Source organism: Lactococcus ileimucosae, from assembly GCF_943193185.1.
GTDB lineage: Bacteria > Bacillota > Bacilli > Lactobacillales > Streptococcaceae > Lactococcus > Lactococcus ileimucosae.
This window is the reverse complement of sequence record NZ_CALPDE010000029.1, coordinates 1-18417: the sequence shown is the minus strand read 5'-3', so window position 1 is coordinate 18417 and position 18417 is coordinate 1. Positions and strand designations below refer to the sequence as shown.

Sequence of the window (18417 nt, the reverse complement as noted above, 5' to 3'; positions counted from 1 at the left end):
TTGCCTAAGCGCCTTATTAGTTCAAAATCAAAAAAATATCGTTTTTGATTTTGACCGTCATAATGCCAGCCTCCGTCCGTCCTCCCAAAGGAGTAATCCTGGCTGGTCAGTCCTGTAGGACCTTATCTAATAAGATTTTGACTCTAACAGGCACTAATGTTGAATGGCACGTTTTGACGAAGCTGCTTCAATATTTTATGAAGTTAAATTTAAATCTTTGCTTTTTATTTTTCAGAATTTTAGCATCATTGCTTGTTTTTCGTCTCGAATACTGCCTTTTCTTCTTCCAGATATGCAAGGTCTTGTGATTTCATGAAAGGGATATAGATGAGGACACAAAGGATCAGTTGTACCAGCTGGGCAACAATACCTTGCCAACCATTTGTAAGGAAACCGCCGAAAATAATCGGAAATCCTGTTGGAAGGTTACCCCCGTTTTGATAGGGGAGAAAGCCAATGATTGTTAATAGCCATGCAGAGAATACAGAGACAGCAGGTGTCAACATTAAGGGGATGAGCATTCGTATATTCATAATCTGTGGCAGACCAAATTTTACAGGTTCAGATATCCCAAACATAGAGGGGATGACGGAAAGTTTACCAACTGATTTGAGTTGTTCAGATTTACACTTGAAGATTGCAAGCAAGGCAACCGCAAAACTTCTAGCTCCTCGATTATTTAGAATAAAACCTGTAGTGAATAAGAAAGGTAGCGCTTGCCCAGCGCTATAGGCTTCGAGATTAGTCATTTGCGGCTGTTGGTAGACCATCATAAGGACAGGATAGATTGCAAGTACACCGTGAATACCAAAGAACCAGATAAGTTCGATAAAGGCGACAATAAACATGGCTGCAAAAATATTTGAACCCAGAGAGAGAAGCGGTTTTTGCAAGAGGGTATTGATTAAATTAATCATGCTGGCTTGTGAGCTCAGGGAAACAAGGAGAAAGATGCCTCCCATCACTGTAGCGACGAGAATCCCAGGGAGAATGGATTCAAAGGTCTTCTGAACCACTGGAGGAACGGAGTCAGGCATTTTAATTGTTAATTTTTTCTCCATAAAGAAGATATATAACCGTGTCCCGAGTAATCCACCAATCATCGCAACAAATATACCAGCAGAGCCTAAATCTACGAGATTTAAAAACTGTGTTTTATCCTCAACGGACAAGTTGCTTAGGATAAAAAAGGACAGAGTTCCAACTATTGTAGCATTTAGCGGATCGTGTTTTAGATTTATTGCTAGCTTGTAAGAAATTAGTATTGCAACATAAACAGCGACAATGCTAATAGTCATGGCATTAATTTGCTCAAATAATTTTGTTAAACCGATACTCTGGAAGAAAGGCTTGATTCCCCAAAAATTAATGGCATTAAGTAAAGAAGCAACAGAGCTAATCATCATGATAGGCATCATTCCCATCATGGCCTCAGAGATTGTACGCATGTATAAATTACTGGCCATTTTTCCTGCTGTCATGGCAAATGCTTGCTTGATTTTATCGTATTTCTTTTGATTCATTTTCTTCACGACATTACTCATTTTTATCTTTCTCATTGCTTTCTAAGTATCTCTCCTTGAGATACTGAATGTGCTTTTCGGTAATTGAAAGTTCTCTTTTTGCATAGTTTTCAATGCTTTGGTAGTGCTCCTCGATATAATTTAAGGCCGCTCCCAGAAACCTTGTGTCCGCTTTTTTAAAATAACTTATGGCTTTAACTAACGAGGAATTTCCCGTTTCTTCTTGAATTTTTTCAAGACTCTGCTGATTTTTATCTTTCTTATAGAGATTGGTTAAAAGATAGTCCTTGAGGATATCTTTTTTTGCTACGCCAAGTAAGCCTTGGAGGAGGGCAACACCGTATCCTGTCCGATCTTTTCCACCTCGGCAGTGTTGAACGATTTTTCCATTATCAGGGTTTAAATAAATTTCTATCATGCTTTTATAAACCATTTTACAGTGCGGATCGGTTACAAAAGTCTGGTTTTGCTTAATCATTAAAAACTCGACCAAGTCAGGTGTTAACTTACTTTGGTCCTCCATATCGATTTCCCCATGTTCTGCGGAAGCTAAAGCTGCGATGTCAGCAATGGGTGTCAGATAAAAAGTTTTTTTCTGTCCGAAGTCTTTATTTTCATTTCCATAACGTTCTTTGAGGCTTCGATAATCAATCACAGTTTTTATATTTAGTTTCTGCAGTGTTTGTCTATCTTTTTTTGTCAGGTGGCTGAGCTCATCTGAACGGTATAAAACTCCTTTCTTAAGTCTCCTTCCATCTGTCGTTTCATAACCTCCAAAATCTCGGAAATTATAAAGCTGTTCCAAGTGAAGTTTCTCCATTAATTCTTCTCCTTTCTTTTTACATTTAGTATAAAAAAATTTGAACATAAAATATAGAGTATTCACTGAGTTTGACAGCTTTTCCCAAACTTTTGGGATTTGTCTTAAATTTCTGAGTTTTGTCGTCAACACTCTTCGCCTTGCACACGTAAAGTGTCTTCGGACTTCTTTGAACTTAAAAAATTTATCTCCAAGAGGCTAAAAAGGAGTTTTTGTAGGCGAGTGTGATGGTGAGAAAATGTCCTCTTATTTTTGTTTTTGCCGTGAAGCGGAGTCCCAAATGAAACGTTGACAACCTGTCTTTAAAATGTTTCACTTGGGCATTTTTGTTTTTTTAATTACTTTTTTTATTTTAGAGTTAAATGGTATAATGAAAACGAATACAAATGAAAAAGAGTTTTAAACAGAATAAAGGTGCTATTAAGGGAGGGCATGTTGGCAACATTAGAGGAAGTTATTGGACCATATTTGAACGATTTATCTGACAACAAAAAACAGACGTATCATGCTTTAATTAAGCATCAAGAGGACATTCCTAATCTTAGCTTAGCCCAGATGGCAGAGCGCATTTACACCTCCAAGTCCTCACTTTTACGCTTTATTCAAAAATTAGGGTTTAAGGGTGTTTCTGATTTCAAGTATTCTCTTGATTGGTCCTTACCATATGCGGAAGCAGGGCAGGTTGACTTTGACTTGGGAGAGACTGTGCAAGGGATAGACAGCATGTTGACGAAGGGCTTATTGATGGATTTTAATGAACTGGTTAAGTCTTCCTCAACTATTTATCTTTGTGCTTCGTCAGAGAGTCAGTATATTCTAATGGAGCTCTTTTCTTACCTCCTCTTAAAAAAAGGCTACCCTTCTTCTCGCCTTCGGATTTCCTCTGCTTCGGAGCTGACGACAGCAGTATTTAAGAGACTTTCCAGTCAATCTTTGGTGGTTTTTTTCTCAGCGAATGCGAAGTCTTCAGCAGTTCGGGAGGCTTTGTGCAGTCTTAAAAAGCGGGAAATCTCGACCATGTTAATCACTGAGCACTCGAGTGAAGGCTTAAAAGGGGAAGTGAAGTTACTTCTCGCGATGAATTTTCCCGGTCATCTTTCAGGCATCTCCAGTCTTAGATTAGGCTTAAGCAGTCTTTTTATCAATCGTCTTGTTGAAAAGGCCTTATAAAAACAAGTAAAACTTTTACTTGTTTTTATTATGCTACAATATCGAAAAAACCAATATTATATATTGATTTAGAGTTAGAAATAGGATATAATATTGAAGTGTTCAATATTTTGTGATGAAATATATCGGGATGAAACAACTTTAACAACAAGATAGGATGCTAGAGAAGATGCCTGAATTACCAGAAGTCGAAAATGTTCGGCAAGGCTTGGAAAAGCTGGTGAAAAACAAAAAAATCCTCAATATTAAGAGTTCTTATCCAAGAATGGTTCTGACGGGATTTGAGGAGCTAAAAAAAGAACTTGAAGGACGGGAAATTAAAGATATTAAGCGCCGAGGTAAATATTTGTTATTTGACTTTGGACAATGGACGTTAATTTCTCATCTGCGCATGGAAGGGAAGTATCGTGTTGAGCCTCTAGGGTTTGAAAGCCAAAAGCATGACCATATCTTTGTGGAGTTTTCGGATGCGGTACTTGTTTATGCAGATGTGAGAAAGTTTGGGACATGGGAGTTGCTGGATTCTGAGAAAGTTGAGCAGTATTTTACATCGAAAAAGATTGGTCCTGAGCCCAGAAATGAAGATTTTGATGAGGCTCTCTTTTCAAAAAAACTGCATCAATCACAAAAGAAGATTAAGCCCTATTTATTAGACCAAACTTTGGTTGCAGGTCTGGGAAATATTTATGTGGATGAAGTGCTCTGGCGCTCACAGGTGCATCCCGAAACAGTGAGTTCAGAGCTAAGTGCAAAACAAATTCATCTGATTCATGATAAGACGATTGAAGTACTGCAGACAGCAGTGGAACGTGGGGGCTCTAGTATTCGCACTTATAAAAATGCGATGGGGAAAGAAGGAAGTATGCAGGAGCTCCTTATGGTTTATGGTAAGCAAGGGGAAATTTGCCCCCGGTGCCGTAAAGCCGAAATCGAAAAAATAAAGGTTGCAGGCCGCGGCTCACATTTTTGCCCCTATTGTCAAAAAATAAAGTGAAAATTCAAGATTTTTACGTGTAAGATTATGTGATGCAATCAGTTTCAAACAAAATGAAAAATGCTATAATATAAAGAGCAAAAAGATTAACGGAGAAAGCAATGGCTACAAAGAAAAAGAAAAAATTAGAAGATATTACAAAAAAATATGGTGCAGAGCGTGAAAAAGCACTGAAAGAAGCTCTTGACCTTATCGAAAAGGACTTTGGGAAAGGTTCTTTGATGCGTTTGGGAGAGGCAGCCAGTCAAAAAGTCCAAGTGACAAGCTCGGGGAGTTTGGCACTGGATATTGCGCTGGGAGCTGGGGGGTACCCTAAAGGACGTATTATCGAAATTTATGGTCCAGAAAGTTCTGGTAAAACAACCGTTGCCCTTCATGCAGTTGCTCAAGTGCAAGCCGAGGGGGGAATTGCTGCCTTTATTGATGCTGAGCATGCCTTGGATCCTGTTTATGCAGCGGCTATTGGCGTAGATATCGATCAGCTTCTTTTATCACAGCCTGACTATGGTGAACAAGGGCTGCAGATTGCGGAAAAATTGATTGAGTCAGGCGCTGTTGACCTTGTTGTTGTTGACTCAGTAGCTGCTTTGACACCTCGTGCCGAAATCGACGGAGAAATTGGCGACTCTACAGTCGGCTTACAAGCTCGTATGATGAGCCAAGCCATGCGTAAGCTCGCTGCAGGTATTAACAAGACAAAGACAACAGCTATTTTCATCAACCAATTGCGTGAAAAAGTCGGTGTTATGTTTGGAAGCCCAGAAACAACACCGGGGGGGCGTGCGCTTAAGTTCTATGCCTCTGTGCGCTTAGATGTACGTGGAAGTACAAAAATCGAGGAAGGTTCTGGGGACAATAAAACGGCTATTGGTAAGTCAACAAAAATTAAGGTTGTAAAAAACAAGGTTGCCCCACCATTTAAAGTAGCTGTGGTTGACATCATGTTTGGTGAGGGAATTTCGAAAACAGGCGAACTTTTGACAATTGCTGTTGAGGAAGGCATTGTTAAAAAAGCCGGTGCGTGGTTCTCTTATAATGATGAAAAAATCGGTCAAGGCGCTGAAAAAGCAAAGGCCTTTCTTAAGGACAATCCAGAGATTTTCAATGAAATTGATCGCCAAGTACGTCAAAAATATGGTTTGATTGAAGGAAGTGAAAAGACAGAGAGCAAAGAAGTCGAAGATAAAAAGACTGATAAAAAAATAAACAAAAAAGAAAAAGCTGAAACTGCTGCCGTGGAAGAAATCGAACTGGAATTAGAATAGTAGAAGAAACAGCTTCTGAATAAAATTATGACTGTTGAAGAACAGTCATAAGTCTTGAAAATAAAAAATGGAACCGCATGCTGCGTTCCATTTTTTGGTAGATTTTGATAAATCATAAGCCTTCAGCAGTCTCTGAAAACTCCTACATTCTTGCCCTACCGTTGAGCACTCTTTTCCTTGCGGAAATAAGAAACAATACCAAAGCCAAGGATCCAAATTGCTGAGCCAATAGCCGGTATGCGTGTATCTTTGAAGAAGAAGAGTGAGATGAAGATTAAAGTAAAAGCAACGATAGTAACAGGAATTAAGACGTTAGGCATTGGGACCTTGAAACCCTCTTTCATATATTCATCTGATTTTCGATATTTTGTATAAGCGATGAGTGTCATAATGTAAACAATCAAGAAGAGATTGGTTGCGACACTGGTAATAAAGACAAAACCGTTAGAAACACCTGGAATAAGTGAGATGAACGGTGCCAAGAAAATCAAAGCTGCGGTGAAGAAGAGCGCATTGGTTGGGATACCATTTTTAGAAAGTTTCGTGAAAGGTCGCAGCGCTTTGTCTCCATGTAATTTTGAAAGGGAGAAAAGATTCCGTGTTGTTGAAAAGAGAGCAGAGTTAAGTGCTGATGCTGCTGAAGTTAAAACGACAAAGTTAATCAGTGCAGCTGCCCACTTAAAACCGATAAGGTCAAAAACCATGACAAATGGGGACTGATCCGCAGGAATGTCTGTCCAATGGTAAATGGACATGATGGCAGTCAGTGCTCCAATATAGAAAATCAAAATACGAATCGGAATCTGATTGATAGCCTTTTTAAGAGTTGGGCGAGGATCCAGAGTTTCTGCTGCAGTCATGCCGATAAATTCCATGGCTACAAAGGCAAACATAACCATTTGGAAGCTTCCGATAAAGTTAGCGATTCCATTAGGGAAGAAAGAGAAGTCTTTGACAACATTACTTAGGCTGACCGTTGTTCCATCAGCTTGAAAGCCCGTAAAAGCCATCACAACAGCGGTAACAATCAGACCAAGAATGGCTACAATTTTTATCATTCCAAACCAAAACTCTGTTTCACCAAAGAATCTAGCGTTAAGCGTATTAAGTGCAGTTAAGACTAAGAGGATAACTGTTTCGGTGAGCCACACGGGTACACTCGGTAGCCAGAATTGGATATAGACGCCAACGGCAGTTAATTCGGCCATTGCCATGAAAATAACAACAAGCCAATACGACCACTGAATAAAATAACCAGCTTTGTTCCCAAGATAGCGGCTGACAAAGTTAAGAAAAGAGTGCTGCTCTGGGTCCATGTAGAGCATCTCGCCAATTGCTCGGAGTAAGATGAACATCAGTGCTCCGATGATGATGTAAATCAGTAGAATTGATGGCCCAGTCATGCTAATAGACTGCCCTGCTCCTAAGAAGAGACCTGTTCCGATAGTTCCAGCAATTGCGATAAGCTGGATGTGACGATTTTTCAGACCTCTTTGAGTCTGATTGTTTTCATTATTCATAAAAACCTTTCTGTAATTTTATGCACAATTATAAACATTATAAAGTAATTATATCGCTTTTGGCTAAAATTGGCAAGATGAATGAGAAGATATTTTAAAGCAGAGGCTAAAAAGTTTCTTTTGAGGTACCTCCTGTTTATCGAGAAGATTATCTCTTTCCTCTGTGCTTTTATCGGTACTTTTACCTTGAAGAATTTTTGCCTTTTAAATGTTGGAAAGACAATCTAGAAAGCTGTTTAGGGCACATTTAGACAGTTTCATACTAAATATCTTAATAGAGGTATCTGATGCTTAGTGAAAACTAATGTGAATAATTATACAAAATAAATTAAGGATAAGGGAATTTATCCAAGAGGAGTGGCCAGTAAATGACGTGTAAATCAAAAAAGCAGCCATGTCGAAAGGAGACTTTCGAAAAATGGGGCTGAATAGTTCAAGCATAAGCTTTTATCTCGGCATATTTTGGAAAAATCCCCAAATGAAAAAAGGCTTAACCCCATGTATAAGAATACTTCGGTTAAGCATTTTCATTTTTTACGTTTTTGCTGAAATCAGTCTCTTTCTACTTTTGTCTCAGACTCTGGTATAATAAAAATATGTTAATCATAAATGAACAATTGTTCGAGATTGAGGACTCAATTGATACTCTGGTTAAAGCTTTTTTAGATTTGCCACAAGTTGCTGTTTACCGTGGCTTGAAAGCTGAGTTTGAAGCAGATAAGGACTTGCAGGAAAAGTTAAATATCCTTACAGAAAATCAAGAGTACATAGCTTTTCGTCCGGAGTTGTTGCAGTTAAAAAAGGAAATTTTATTCAACGAGAAGGTCTATAATCTGCGCGTTGCTGAAAATGACTTGCAAGAACTTTTATCCGATTTAACGAAAGATATTGCATCATCAATCTCAGAACATATTTTTGTAGATGAAAATTTGCCCTTGAAAGGAGGGAGGCGCCATGAACGCCATCACTAATCAAGAAACAGAAGAAAATAAATCAGAAAGTCCAGCAGTTCGCCCCTTGGATAAACGAAAGAGAAGTGCCCTTTTTGTCTATTGCAATTCTTACAAAGGCAATAGGCAGTTGAACCGATATGGAGATCTTGGCTATACGAGCCGCAAGGCGCACTACAGTCTTCTTTATGTAAATGAGGAAGATGTGGCAGAGACGATCAAGAAGCTCAACGAGCTCAAATTTGTGAAAAAAATACGTCATAGCCATCTTCAGGAACTCAATACAAACTTTTCAGAAGCTTTTGCTGAAACAAATGAAGAAATTAAACGTCAGCTTGATGCAGCTTTAGCTAAACTATGATATTTCTATAGAAGCTTGCGGTAAAATCGATAGAGCGTGTAAGCCGAGAAAGAATACCTAAAAAACTGCCTTTTGTCAGGCAGTTTTTTCGATATGGCGAAGGTAATTTTGAATAATGACGTGTGGGTAGCTCTCGATATGTAAGCATTCATTTTCTGTGTAGACTAAGGTTGCTGGAACTTGGGTGAAATCATTTTTATAAAATTCTTGCGCATTTTTTATCATTTGCTTTTTAGCAAAATGACGATGAGCCACAAAGTCAGCAGTGGTTAACTGTATTTCTGATAATATCTCGTGGCGCATCTGATTGTTATAGTCAAGAATGCTTAGATTTTCTAACCTTTCTTGCAAGGCTAGGATGAATTTTCGTCCGTATTTTCGTCCGTGCAGATTTATCGTTAAAAAGTCTGAAGAAATCTTTTGAAGGCGATCAAAGCTGGCATTGAGATACTCAATATTTTTAGGCAAATTGCTGCTGTCACGTAATTCTTTAGCTGCTGCAAGTGTAGCCACAGGATAGAGATACCAGTTGTGAGAGTCAAATTCGGAGAATTTGTTAAGAATCGGGGTGAAAAAATGATGAATGTCATACATAAGTGTTATATTTTTCCTTATTAAGTCTGTTATAATTGTTTTTTATCTGTTGGTATATCTACGAAATATAGTTTATCAAATTTTAGATAGCAGACCAAATTATATGCAAAAAGTGCTAAATAAGCACTTTTTACTGTTGATTCATATGGCGTAAACAGTCCAGAAAACGCACGACTTTAGATTTTGAAAAACGAAATTCAATGTGATTTTTTTTCAGGAAAGCTAAAAAATCCTTTTTTCCCTGCTCACTGTCTGTTACTTCTAGTTCTAGCTCGTAATCTGTATGTCCAAGATAGTCATTTTTGTCAAGTGCTGCTAATCCAATGGGAAGACGCTGTTCATAGCGAATAGTTGTTAAGCTCCCAACCAAGGTGATACTTTCTAAATCAACACCTCTCTCTTTCAAAATATCGCAGATTTCACTGAGGTCAGTTTTCCCACAGGTGACACTCTTTTGAGAGATAAGGTATTGCGCTTCTTCAAGGGTAAGCTCTATATTATGCTCGATATTGCCCACCTGCTGAGGGACTTTAAGCGTCATTTCCGCCGAACGGTCAAAGGTACGTATGCGTAAGGCTAACTTTTTCTTCCGAAGTATAAAATCTTGAGAGTCAAGATAGTGATTCGTCTGTCGAACGGGAGTGACATGAGAAAAGAGGGTTTTCAAACGGTCGTACTCCGGCATGGAGAGCATCGTTTTATGCTCGATTTCTAAATTTGCTGACATTTTTATAAAAGATGCTCTATTTAGATTACTCTTTGCAAGATCTCCAAGAGAGACATCCTCCCTTCTGGTTAGAATGATAAATGATTTATTATTTAAAAGTATATCAAAAGCCCGTATCTAAGTAAAGTCACAAAGAAATTGAACCTCCCACTCCTTAGGTTTCTCCTTAGGTTTATGGTACATTTGTGGCCGCTTTTTCCCTTTTAAATTATGTAAAGTTGTCTAGTTAATATAGGGGAGATATGGTATAATTTAGAAGGACTGTAATAAAATGCAAAGGAGAATTGACCAAAGGTTAATTTGGATAAGCTTATGACTGAAAGTACAGCAGCCGAATTTGATTGGGAAGAGTTTCTTGATCCCTATGTTCAAACGGTCGGAGAATTAAAAATCAAACTTCGTGGCGTGCGCAAGCAATTTTTAAAGAAAAAACTCTACTCGCCGATAGAATTCGTCACTGGTCGTGTAAAGCGGCGCGACTCGATTCGTAAGAAGGCTGCTATGAGAGGCTATACACTGGAAACGATTCAAGAGATGGAAGACATCGCTGGTGTTCGCGTTATGGTACAGTTTGTTGATGATGTTTGGGATGTTTTGGAGCTTTTGAGAAAACGTAAAGACCTAAAAATCGTTGAGGAGCGTGATTATATACACAACCAAAAAGCGAGTGGCTATCGTTCATATCATGTTGTGATTGAGTATCCGATTGATACGATCGAAGGTTCACGGGTCGTTCTTGCAGAAATTCAAATCCGGACATTGGCAATGAATTTTTGGGCGACCATTGAACATTCCCTAAGTTATAAATATGGCGGCGTTATTCCGGAGGACGTCCGAGAACGTTTAACTACTGCAGCACATATGGCAGCACAGCTTGATATGGAAATGGGAGCCATTCGAGAAGATATTCAAGAAGCACAGTTGCTTTTTGATGATCCTCAAGCAAGGCTGGATTATAAAAAGGAAAACGGAGAAGACAATGCGCTCTGGTAAAAAAATCTGGTTGGTAGGGAACTCAAGTGAAAAGTCACAGGAAACGCTGTTAGAGTTAACAGCGCTTTTGCAAGCTAAAAATTTTCAATTTGAGGAAGAAAACCCAGAAATAGTTATCTCCGTAGGAGGGGATGGTACCTTACTCAAGGCCATGCATCTCTATGAGAATAAACTGGATAAAATTCGTTTTCTAGGTGTTCATACGGGGCATTTAGGTTTTTATACCGACTTTATGAATACTGATTTAGACAAGGTGATTGTGGCATTAGAGTCAGAAGTAGCCAAACATGCTGTACATTATCCCCTTCTCCGTATCTTGGTGAAATTCAAGGACGGTTCTGAAAAACTGCATTATGCGCTTAATGAGTCAACCATTCGCCGTACATCTAAGACTTTAGTGGCGGACATCAAAATATCTGATTTTCTTTTTGAAAAGTTCCGTGGTGACGGTCTTTCTGTGTCCACCCCGACGGGGTCAACAGCCTATAATAAGTCTATAGGAGGCGCTGTTTTGCATCCCCGCGTGGAAGCCATGCAAATGGCTGAGATAGCCAGCCTTAATAATATCGTTTACCGGACATTGGGGGCACCGATGGTGGTTGCTAAAAAAGACACGATTATTATCTGTCCCGAAGATGTTGAGGACTATAGTGTCACTGTTGACCAGCTGATTTTTAATTATGAGAAGATTGAAGCCATTGAATACAGTATGGACGGTAAAACGATCGCTTTTGCGAACTGTGCCCACACAAGTTTTTGGGAACGTGTGCGAAATGCTTTTATTGGAGAAGTTGAGTAAAAATGTAAAGTGCTGTGTCTGTAGGAAAGTGACTCTTGATGATAGGAGCTGTTATTTAGGGTAAAATAACAAGAGGAAACTTTTCTCGCTTTCATAAATTCTTCATGCATTTGTCATATTTTTTGATTGAAACATATTTACTCATACGAAACAAATGTGATATAATGAAATTCTGTTCTAGGCAAACTCCGACATGTGTTGGAGTTTTTAGATGTCGAAAAGTACGACTTAATCTGCTAGAAGGTACCATACAAATGTTTGATTAGGAACAGACTTAAGAGGAGAAGTTAAAGCAGTGGAATTTTCATTTACAAATACAATTGAGGGGAACACGGTAAAAACTTTACTGAAGCAACATGGTGTTTCCAAACGCTTTCTTTCACATGTCAAGTTTGATGGCGGCAAGATTTTGGTGAATGGTATGGAGCGTAACGTTCTCTTTCCTTTGCAAGTAGATGATGTTGTGACAATTATAACACCAGTAGAAGAAGGAACAGACCTGTTGATTCCTGAGGATATTGACCCAGAGGTGGTTTTTGAAGATGAACATTATTTGATTGTCAACAAGCCTGCGGGACGGACGTCAATTACGGGACGTTTGCATCCGACAGGAGCCATGTCTAATCTGGTCAAAGGCTATATTGTCCGTAAAAAATATGAAGATCAAACTGTGCATATCATCACACGCTTGGATCGAGATACGAGTGGCTTGATGCTTTTTGCTAAGCACAGTCTGGCCCATTCTTTAATTGTGCATCCAAAGTACAAGGAGAGCGTGACAAAACGATATTATGCCATTATTTATGCAGATGAAAAATTACCAAAAGCTGGGGAGATTAATCTGCCTATTGGTCGAGTAGAATCTTCAATCATCGAGCGGCGCGTGAGCCCTGATGGAAAGGAAGCGCGAACAAGCTATGAAGTTGTAGCGGAAAAAAATGGGCTGATGCAACTGGATGTCGTTTTACATACTGGTCGGACCCATCAAATTCGTGTTCATTTTTCCCATTTGGGCCATATTCTTGTAGGAGATGAACTTTACGGTGGAAACCATGAGCTAATTGATCGTCAAGCGCTTCACTGTCACCATTTACAATTTATACACCCTTTTACAGACGAACTCATCGATATTGAGTTAGAGATGCCAGAAGATATGCAGAAATTAATGCGTTAACATGCTACTGGAGATTGAGATAAAAGTTTGAAGCTGGAACAAAAGTCCGAATTTGGATGATATTAACCATAATCGTAAAAGTAAAATCGCTCAATCACGGCATTCTTATTTGCCGAGATCGAGCGATTTTTCATTATTTTGGACTTTTGTCTCAGCCTCAAGTTTTTTATAAATACTCTAAGCATTCTTACTGGCTTTACTTCAAAAAAACGATTGTTTTTTGGCTCCACTGCCATTCATGCTTGCATTGAACCCAAAACAAAACTTCAGTGAAGTAATGACAGCTATCTATCGATGACTTGACTAGCATTCTTTACAGGACTAGAAAAGCTTTGTTCGCAGCAATCCCTTTCTTTTTACTCTCATTATATCCTTCAGCTTCATGTGTGAGTAAGAATGATGAAGGGGTATTTGCTCATCTTATCTGCATATAAAAAATCTTCTGTATGTGAACAAAAGATTTTTTATATGTTAGAAGTCCCAGCCTTTAATAATTTTCACGCCTGTGATTTTTTCAGGGTTAACAGGTGAAGATTCTTCTTGAGGGTTATTTGGGTTTGTTGTAACTTTACCTGCAGCAATCTTGTCCACAACGTCCATGCCAGAGATAACTTGACCGAAAACAGTATATTGTCCATCAAGGAAAGGAGCTCCACCTTGTTTGTAGGCTTCGATAATCTTCTCTGGGTATTTTTCTGTTGTCAAGCCTTGATCTGCAGCCTTAGGATTTTGAACAATGAAGAATTGTGAGCTACTTGTTTCTCCTGGACCGCTGTTAGCAAGCGACACTGCACCGCGAATATTATAAAGCTGATTAGAGATTTCAGTAGCAAAAGGTTTGTTATTATTCACAACTGATTTGCTGCCTGTTCCTTTGTTGCTTGGGTCGCCTGTTTGAATCATGAAGTTGTTAATCACTCGGAAAAACTCATTGTCCTTATAGTAGCCTTCTTTAGCTAAAGCCAAAAAGTTCTCCACGGCCATAGGTGCGAGTTTAGGGAAGAGTTTGATATTAATATTTCCTGCTGTAGTTTGGAATTGAACTTCAGCCTCGTCTTTCCCAACCTCAGTAGATAACTGTGGGAGCGCTACACTTTGCAGGTCTTCTTTTGCATCAGTTGTGCTTCCAGAGTTGTTTGCAAAGTAAATCAGGCTTCCGACAATAACAACGACAAGGACCAAGAGCCCTCCAAAAATGATATTCGTATTTTTTTTCTTTTCCATTTCTATATTTTAACATAAAACTTTCTCAGACTAAACGAGTTTGAAAAGTTTATTCTTGCAAAATTTTGAATAAAGGAATATACTAAGTAAAAATATCAGGAAGGAGAATCATATATGTCTAAGTTTGACCGCCAAACTCAACATCATCATGTGCATAGATAGGAGTTGTGTCATACTTTTGGTATAGATGCAGCTTTAGAGTACGCTCGAAAGACATCTATGCCGGTGATTCTCAAAAAGACCGGATAGTTTGACTATTTGGTCTTTTCTTTTGGGCAAAAATATTCTAACCATGAAGGAGAGTACTAGAAAGAAAAAATATGAAAAATGAAAATCAAATAAGACGTGATTTAAAGCAGCGGCACATCACGATGATTGCCTTGGGTGGCACGATTGGTACGGGGCTCTTTCTGACCTCAGGAGCAACCATCAGTCAGGCAGGGCCTTTTGGAGCAGTAGTGGCTTATATCCTGGTTGGGATAATAGTTTATTTTGTGATGACTTCCTTAGGAGAGATGGCAACATATTTGCCAACATCGGGTTCTTTTACAGATTATGGCGCGCGATTTGTTGATCCAGCTTTTGGCTTTGCTCTGGGCTGGAATTACTGGCTAAATGGAACCATCACTATTGCCGTTGATTTGACGACAGCAGGACTGATTACCCAATTTTGGTTGCCACATATTCCTACTTGGATTTTTTCAGGGCTAGCTGCTGCGCTTATTTTTGCTATTAATATTATGGCAGTTCGAGCGTTTGGAGAAACCGAATACTGGCTGTCTATTATCAAGCTGGTCACAATCCTTATTTTTCTCGTGGTGGGACTTTTAACAATTATCGGTATTCTTGGAAATCATATTGATGTTGTGGAAAATCTTACTGCTGGGAATCATGGATTTACCGGGGGTATTACAGGATTTGTGGGCGTTTTACTTATCGCAGGTTTTTCCTTCCAAGGGACAGAGTTGTTGGGGGTTACAGCAGGTGAAACGGAAAATCCTGAAAAGAGCATTCCTAAAGCGATGAATTCTATTTTCTGGCGCATCCTTCTTTTCTACATTTTTACAATTATTGTTGTTGCGTCTCTCATTAACTACCAAGACCCACGCTTGTTGAATTCTGAGGCGACAGCTGTGATGAGTCCTTTTACCATTGTTTTCAAAAATATTGGTCTGGCTGTCGCAGCCAGTGTAATGAATGCTGTTATCCTGACCTCTGTTATCTCATCAGCAAACTCTGTCATGTACGCTTCAACACGTATTCTTTACTCTTTGGGGAAAAAAGAAGGTGCGCCAAAATACTTCTCAAAAATAGGCAGAAACGGTATTCCTATCAATGCTTTATTGGCAACCACAGCTGTATGTGTCATTGCGTTTTTAACAGGGATTTTTGGAACGCAAATTTATCTTTTACTGGTTGATTTATCAAGTCTGACAGGATTTATCGCTTGGGTAGGAATTTCTCTAAGCCACATTCGTTTTCGTCGTGCTTTCTTAGTACAAGGAAGGGATCTAAGAACGCTTCCTTATCAAGCCAAATGGTTTCCCTTTGGTCCTATTATATCCCTAATAATGACAGGGGTGATTGTGATTAATCTTAATCCAGCACTGCTTTTCAGCAGTCACTGGGGGGAAGGCTTAGCCATATACGCTGCGCTTCCCTTGTTTTTAGCACTTTATTTTGGCTATAAATGGAAACATCATACAAAGTTAGTGCCACTCAAAGCAGTAGATTTGCGGCGTGAGAAATGATAGAATGATAGAATGAAGAAAATCAAAACCTACCTCCTCATCCCTTTACTCCTTTTATTTGTCTTTATGAGCCTAACAGCCTATGGCCTTAGCCAAAAGGAAAATACATGGGAAAAAGTTGAAGAAAGTAAGACAATCACCATTGGTTACGAAGCTGACTTTGCGCCCTTAAGTTCATCACAAGAAAACCAAAAACCTACAGGCTTCAATGTAGCTTTGGCTGAGGCTATCTTTGATTCTTACAATATTCAGATTAGATGGAGAGCTTTGGACTGGTCTGCCAAGGAAAAAGCTTTAAAAGAGGGAGAAGTAGACTTAATCTGGGGGCCTTATATCGTAAACAAGGCACATAAAAAAGACATGTTATTTAGCCAAACCTATCTTACTTCCAGAACTGTATTACTTGTACCAAGAGACGCGAAGATTTATAATATTGGCGACATGCATGATCTACTTGTCGGAGGGCAGAAAGCTTCTGTAGAGTACGAAATATTCGGTAAGTATCCTCATGTCTTAAAAAATATTGTGAAAGAAAACTTGATGTTTTTATATGATAAACCTAGTGAAGCAGTAGCAGCCTTGCAAGAGGGGAAAGTTGAAGCACTCCTCTTGGACGAACACTATGCAAAGACTTACCTCAAGGAAAAGCAGCTTAATACGGTATTTAATATTCTCAGCACCCCCTATCCCCAAGAAAATTATGTTGTAGCAGCTCGTAAGGGAGATAAAGAGCTGATCAGTAAAGTAGACCAAGGTTTACAAGAACTTCGTCAGTCAGGTGAACTTAGCAAGCTATCGCAGCGGTGGTTTCAACCCTAAGATGTTAAAATAAAAGGAGCGAAAGCTCTTTTTACTTTAATGAAGAGGAATAGATATGAAATTGATTGCAATTGTAGGTACCAATGCCAGTTTTTCCTATAATAGAAAGTTGCTCTGGTATATGAAGAAACATTTTGTAGCTGAAGCCGAGATTGAGATTGTTGAAATAGCGGAGCTTCCGTTGTTTACTGAAGATAGTTTGGACTTGCCTAAGAAAATTTTGGAAATCGCAGAAGCGATAGAAGACTCAGAGGGTCTGATTATTTCCACGCCTGAGTATAATCACGGAATTACAGCTGCTTTAAAGTCCTTGTTAGAATGGCTATCTTGGGGTGCGATTCAGCCGCTTGTTAATACCCCGGTCATGATAGTGGGAACCTCCTTGGGCAAACAGGGAACCGTTTTTGCTCAGGAAAACCTTAGACAGATTCTTTCATCACCAGGCTTGGAAGCTTTTGTTTTACCTGCTAATCAGTTCTTACTCGGTCACGCAGCTGATGCTTTTGATACTTCGGGAAATTTGATAGACAGGCAGACTATTTCTTGGTTAGAGCACTGCTTTAGGAACTTTTGCCTCTATGCGAAAAACTTGAAACCATTGAGAAAGCTTATGGAGACAGATGCGGATACTGGAGCTTCTGAGTATGAGTGACTTTTTATCGAAAAAATACCGTGCACTAGGGACAGTTATTGAGCTGAGTTTACTACGGGCAGAAGAATTAGCAAGTGTGGAAAAACTTGACCAGACCTACGAAAAGATCGTACATTACGAAAATTTATTTACTGTTCATAGGGAACATTCGGAGCTGATGACGCTCAATAAGGCGGCAGGAAAGAAAGCAGTAAGTCTCTCCCAAGAGGTTTATTCGCTTACTCAAAAAGCTGTTCGTGTCAGTCAGGAGCACTTTGGCTTCAATGCAAGTATCGGACCGTTGGCTAAACTATGGCATATTGGCTTTGCAGATGCACGAGTTCCCTCAGATTTGGAGATTCGAGCAGCACTTTGTCTGATAAATCCTGATGGGATTAGTCTTGATGAACAGGAGAAGTCTATTTTTCTTCCTGAAAAAGGGATGTCCTTAGACTTGGGAGGAATTGCTAAAGGTTATATTGCAGACAAAATTGCAGAATTTTGGAGTGAGCAGGGTTTTTATACAGGGATGATTAACCTTGGGGGAAACCTCCGTTTTCTAGGAAACCCCATGAAGAGGCAATGGCGTGTAGGCGTTCGAAATCCCTTGGAAAAGGGTAAAACTCCCGTGCTGCACGTATTAACAAACTCAAGCTCGGCTGTAACTTCTGGAATTGATCAGCGTTATTTGGAGAAGGAAGGGAAAACTTACCATCATATTCTCAATCCTGAAACAGGTTATCCTCATGCGAACAATCTAGCAAGTGTGACTGTATTTTCTAATACGTCACTGGATGGGGAGATTGAGGCAAAACGCTTGTTTTTTACAGAAAATCCAGAAGAAGTTTTTCTTAAGAATCGCTCAGTTATTCAAGGGGCAGTTCTGATTAGCAAAGATAGAGAAATAAAAATTTTGGGAATAAAGCCCAAGGATGTGAGAGTGGTGGACAAGAGTTTCGTCCTAAAAAGCTAAGTAAAACCAAAACTCCTGAATTCAGGAGTTTTTAATAGGGTTGAAGCTTAAGTTTTCTCATCAAACACTCATTTCATTTGACCTTTTTTTTTTATACTATAGACTCAGAAAGTAAACGTAACATTAGAA

General features: G+C 39.1%; 18 protein-coding genes. 12 read left to right on the top strand and 6 right to left on the bottom strand.

Annotated features, from left to right (window positions below; genetic code table 11):
- Positions 1-245 precede the first annotated feature (245 nt).
- Positions 246-1544: a PTS sugar transporter subunit IIC gene (locus NFR51_RS09910; RefSeq protein WP_251713503.1), complete on the bottom strand. Its 1299-nt coding sequence runs from the start codon at positions 1542-1544 to the stop codon at positions 246-248.
- A complete protein-coding gene (locus NFR51_RS09905; protein ID WP_251713502.1) occupies positions 1537-2343 on the bottom strand; it encodes a tyrosine-protein phosphatase in 807 nt (268 codons plus the stop codon). The genes NFR51_RS09910 and NFR51_RS09905 overlap by 8 nt, the downstream gene beginning before the upstream one ends.
- Before the next feature lie 432 nt (positions 2344-2775).
- Here NFR51_RS09905 and NFR51_RS09900 point away from each other — a divergent pair, with 432 nt between their 5' ends.
- From NFR51_RS09900 to recA, 3 genes are all read left to right on the top strand, one after another.
- Positions 2776-3513: a MurR/RpiR family transcriptional regulator gene (locus tag NFR51_RS09900; protein ID WP_251713501.1), complete on the top strand. Its 738-nt coding sequence runs from the start codon at positions 2776-2778 to the stop codon at positions 3511-3513.
- A gap of 169 nt (positions 3514-3682) precedes the next feature.
- Positions 3683-4507 carry a DNA-formamidopyrimidine glycosylase gene (mutM, locus tag NFR51_RS09895; RefSeq protein WP_251713500.1) on the top strand — a complete coding sequence of 275 codons (825 nt, stop codon included), beginning with the start codon at positions 3683-3685 and terminating at the stop codon, positions 4505-4507.
- A gap of 101 nt (positions 4508-4608) precedes the next feature.
- Positions 4609-5772 (top strand): recombinase RecA, encoded by a 1164-nt coding sequence (recA, locus tag NFR51_RS09890; protein ID WP_251713499.1) that lies wholly within the window; start codon positions 4609-4611, stop codon positions 5770-5772.
- 155 nt (positions 5773-5927) lie between these two features.
- Here recA and NFR51_RS09885 read toward each other — a convergent pair whose 3' ends face one another.
- On the bottom strand, positions 5928-7292 hold the full coding sequence (locus NFR51_RS09885) for an amino acid permease (protein ID WP_251713498.1): 1365 nt from the start codon (positions 7290-7292) through the stop codon (positions 5928-5930).
- A 596-nt stretch (positions 7293-7888) separates the two neighbouring features.
- On the opposite strand from NFR51_RS09885, the gene NFR51_RS09880 reads away from it, so the two are divergent.
- Both NFR51_RS09880 and NFR51_RS09875 read left to right on the top strand, forming a co-directional pair.
- Positions 7889-8263 (top strand): YlbF family regulator, encoded by a 375-nt coding sequence (locus NFR51_RS09880; protein ID WP_251713497.1) that lies wholly within the window; start codon positions 7889-7891, stop codon positions 8261-8263.
- Positions 8247-8603, top strand: coding sequence for a YlbG family protein (locus tag NFR51_RS09875; protein WP_251713496.1), 357 nt, complete (start codon positions 8247-8249; stop codon positions 8601-8603). Before NFR51_RS09880 ends, NFR51_RS09875 begins: the two co-directional genes overlap by 17 nt.
- A 75-nt stretch (positions 8604-8678) precedes the next feature.
- On the opposite strand, the gene NFR51_RS09870 is transcribed toward NFR51_RS09875, so the two are convergent.
- Positions 8679-9197 (bottom strand): dithiol-disulfide isomerase, encoded by a 519-nt coding sequence (locus tag NFR51_RS09870; RefSeq protein ID WP_251713495.1) that lies wholly within the window; start codon positions 9195-9197, stop codon positions 8679-8681.
- 130 nt (positions 9198-9327) lie between these two features.
- The gene (locus NFR51_RS09865) at positions 9328-9924 is read right to left on the bottom strand and encodes a CYTH domain-containing protein (RefSeq protein ID WP_251713494.1); all 597 of its coding nucleotides are present in this window, start codon (positions 9922-9924) and stop codon (positions 9328-9330) included.
- 312 nt (positions 9925-10236) lie between these two features.
- On the opposite strand from NFR51_RS09865, the gene NFR51_RS09860 reads away from it, so the two are divergent.
- The 3 genes from NFR51_RS09860 (at position 10237) to NFR51_RS09850 (ending at position 12890) form a co-directional block, all read left to right on the top strand.
- Positions 10237-10917 carry a GTP pyrophosphokinase gene (locus tag NFR51_RS09860; protein WP_251713493.1) on the top strand — a complete coding sequence of 227 codons (681 nt, stop codon included), beginning with the start codon at positions 10237-10239 and terminating at the stop codon, positions 10915-10917.
- Complete coding sequence (locus NFR51_RS09855; protein ID WP_251713492.1) at positions 10904-11716, top strand: NAD kinase; 813 nt, start codon at positions 10904-10906, stop codon at positions 11714-11716. Before NFR51_RS09860 ends, NFR51_RS09855 begins: the two co-directional genes overlap by 14 nt.
- 295 nt (positions 11717-12011) lie before the next feature.
- Positions 12012-12890, top strand: coding sequence for an RluA family pseudouridine synthase (locus NFR51_RS09850; protein ID WP_251713491.1), 879 nt, complete (start codon positions 12012-12014; stop codon positions 12888-12890).
- Between the two features lie 471 nt (positions 12891-13361).
- On the opposite strand, the gene NFR51_RS09845 is transcribed toward NFR51_RS09850, so the two are convergent.
- Positions 13362-14114 carry a peptidylprolyl isomerase gene (locus NFR51_RS09845; RefSeq protein ID WP_251713490.1) on the bottom strand — a complete coding sequence of 251 codons (753 nt, stop codon included), beginning with the start codon at positions 14112-14114 and terminating at the stop codon, positions 13362-13364.
- A 320-nt stretch (positions 14115-14434) separates the two neighbouring features.
- On the opposite strand from NFR51_RS09845, the gene NFR51_RS09840 reads away from it, so the two are divergent.
- From NFR51_RS09840 to NFR51_RS09825, 4 genes are read left to right on the top strand one after another with little or no spacing between them, the layout of a single operon-like run.
- Positions 14435-15865 (top strand): amino acid permease, encoded by a 1431-nt coding sequence (locus NFR51_RS09840; protein ID WP_251713489.1) that lies wholly within the window; start codon positions 14435-14437, stop codon positions 15863-15865.
- Between the two features lie 12 nt (positions 15866-15877).
- The gene (locus tag NFR51_RS09835; protein WP_251713488.1) at positions 15878-16684 is read left to right on the top strand and encodes a transporter substrate-binding domain-containing protein; all 807 of its coding nucleotides are present in this window, start codon (positions 15878-15880) and stop codon (positions 16682-16684) included.
- A gap of 55 nt (positions 16685-16739) precedes the next feature.
- On the top strand, positions 16740-17336 hold the full coding sequence (locus NFR51_RS09830; protein ID WP_251713487.1) for an NADPH-dependent FMN reductase: 597 nt from the start codon (positions 16740-16742) through the stop codon (positions 17334-17336).
- Positions 17305-18288 (top strand): FAD:protein FMN transferase, encoded by a 984-nt coding sequence (locus NFR51_RS09825; protein WP_251713486.1) that lies wholly within the window; start codon positions 17305-17307, stop codon positions 18286-18288. Before NFR51_RS09830 ends, NFR51_RS09825 begins: the two co-directional genes overlap by 32 nt.
- Positions 18289-18417 lie beyond the last annotated feature (129 nt).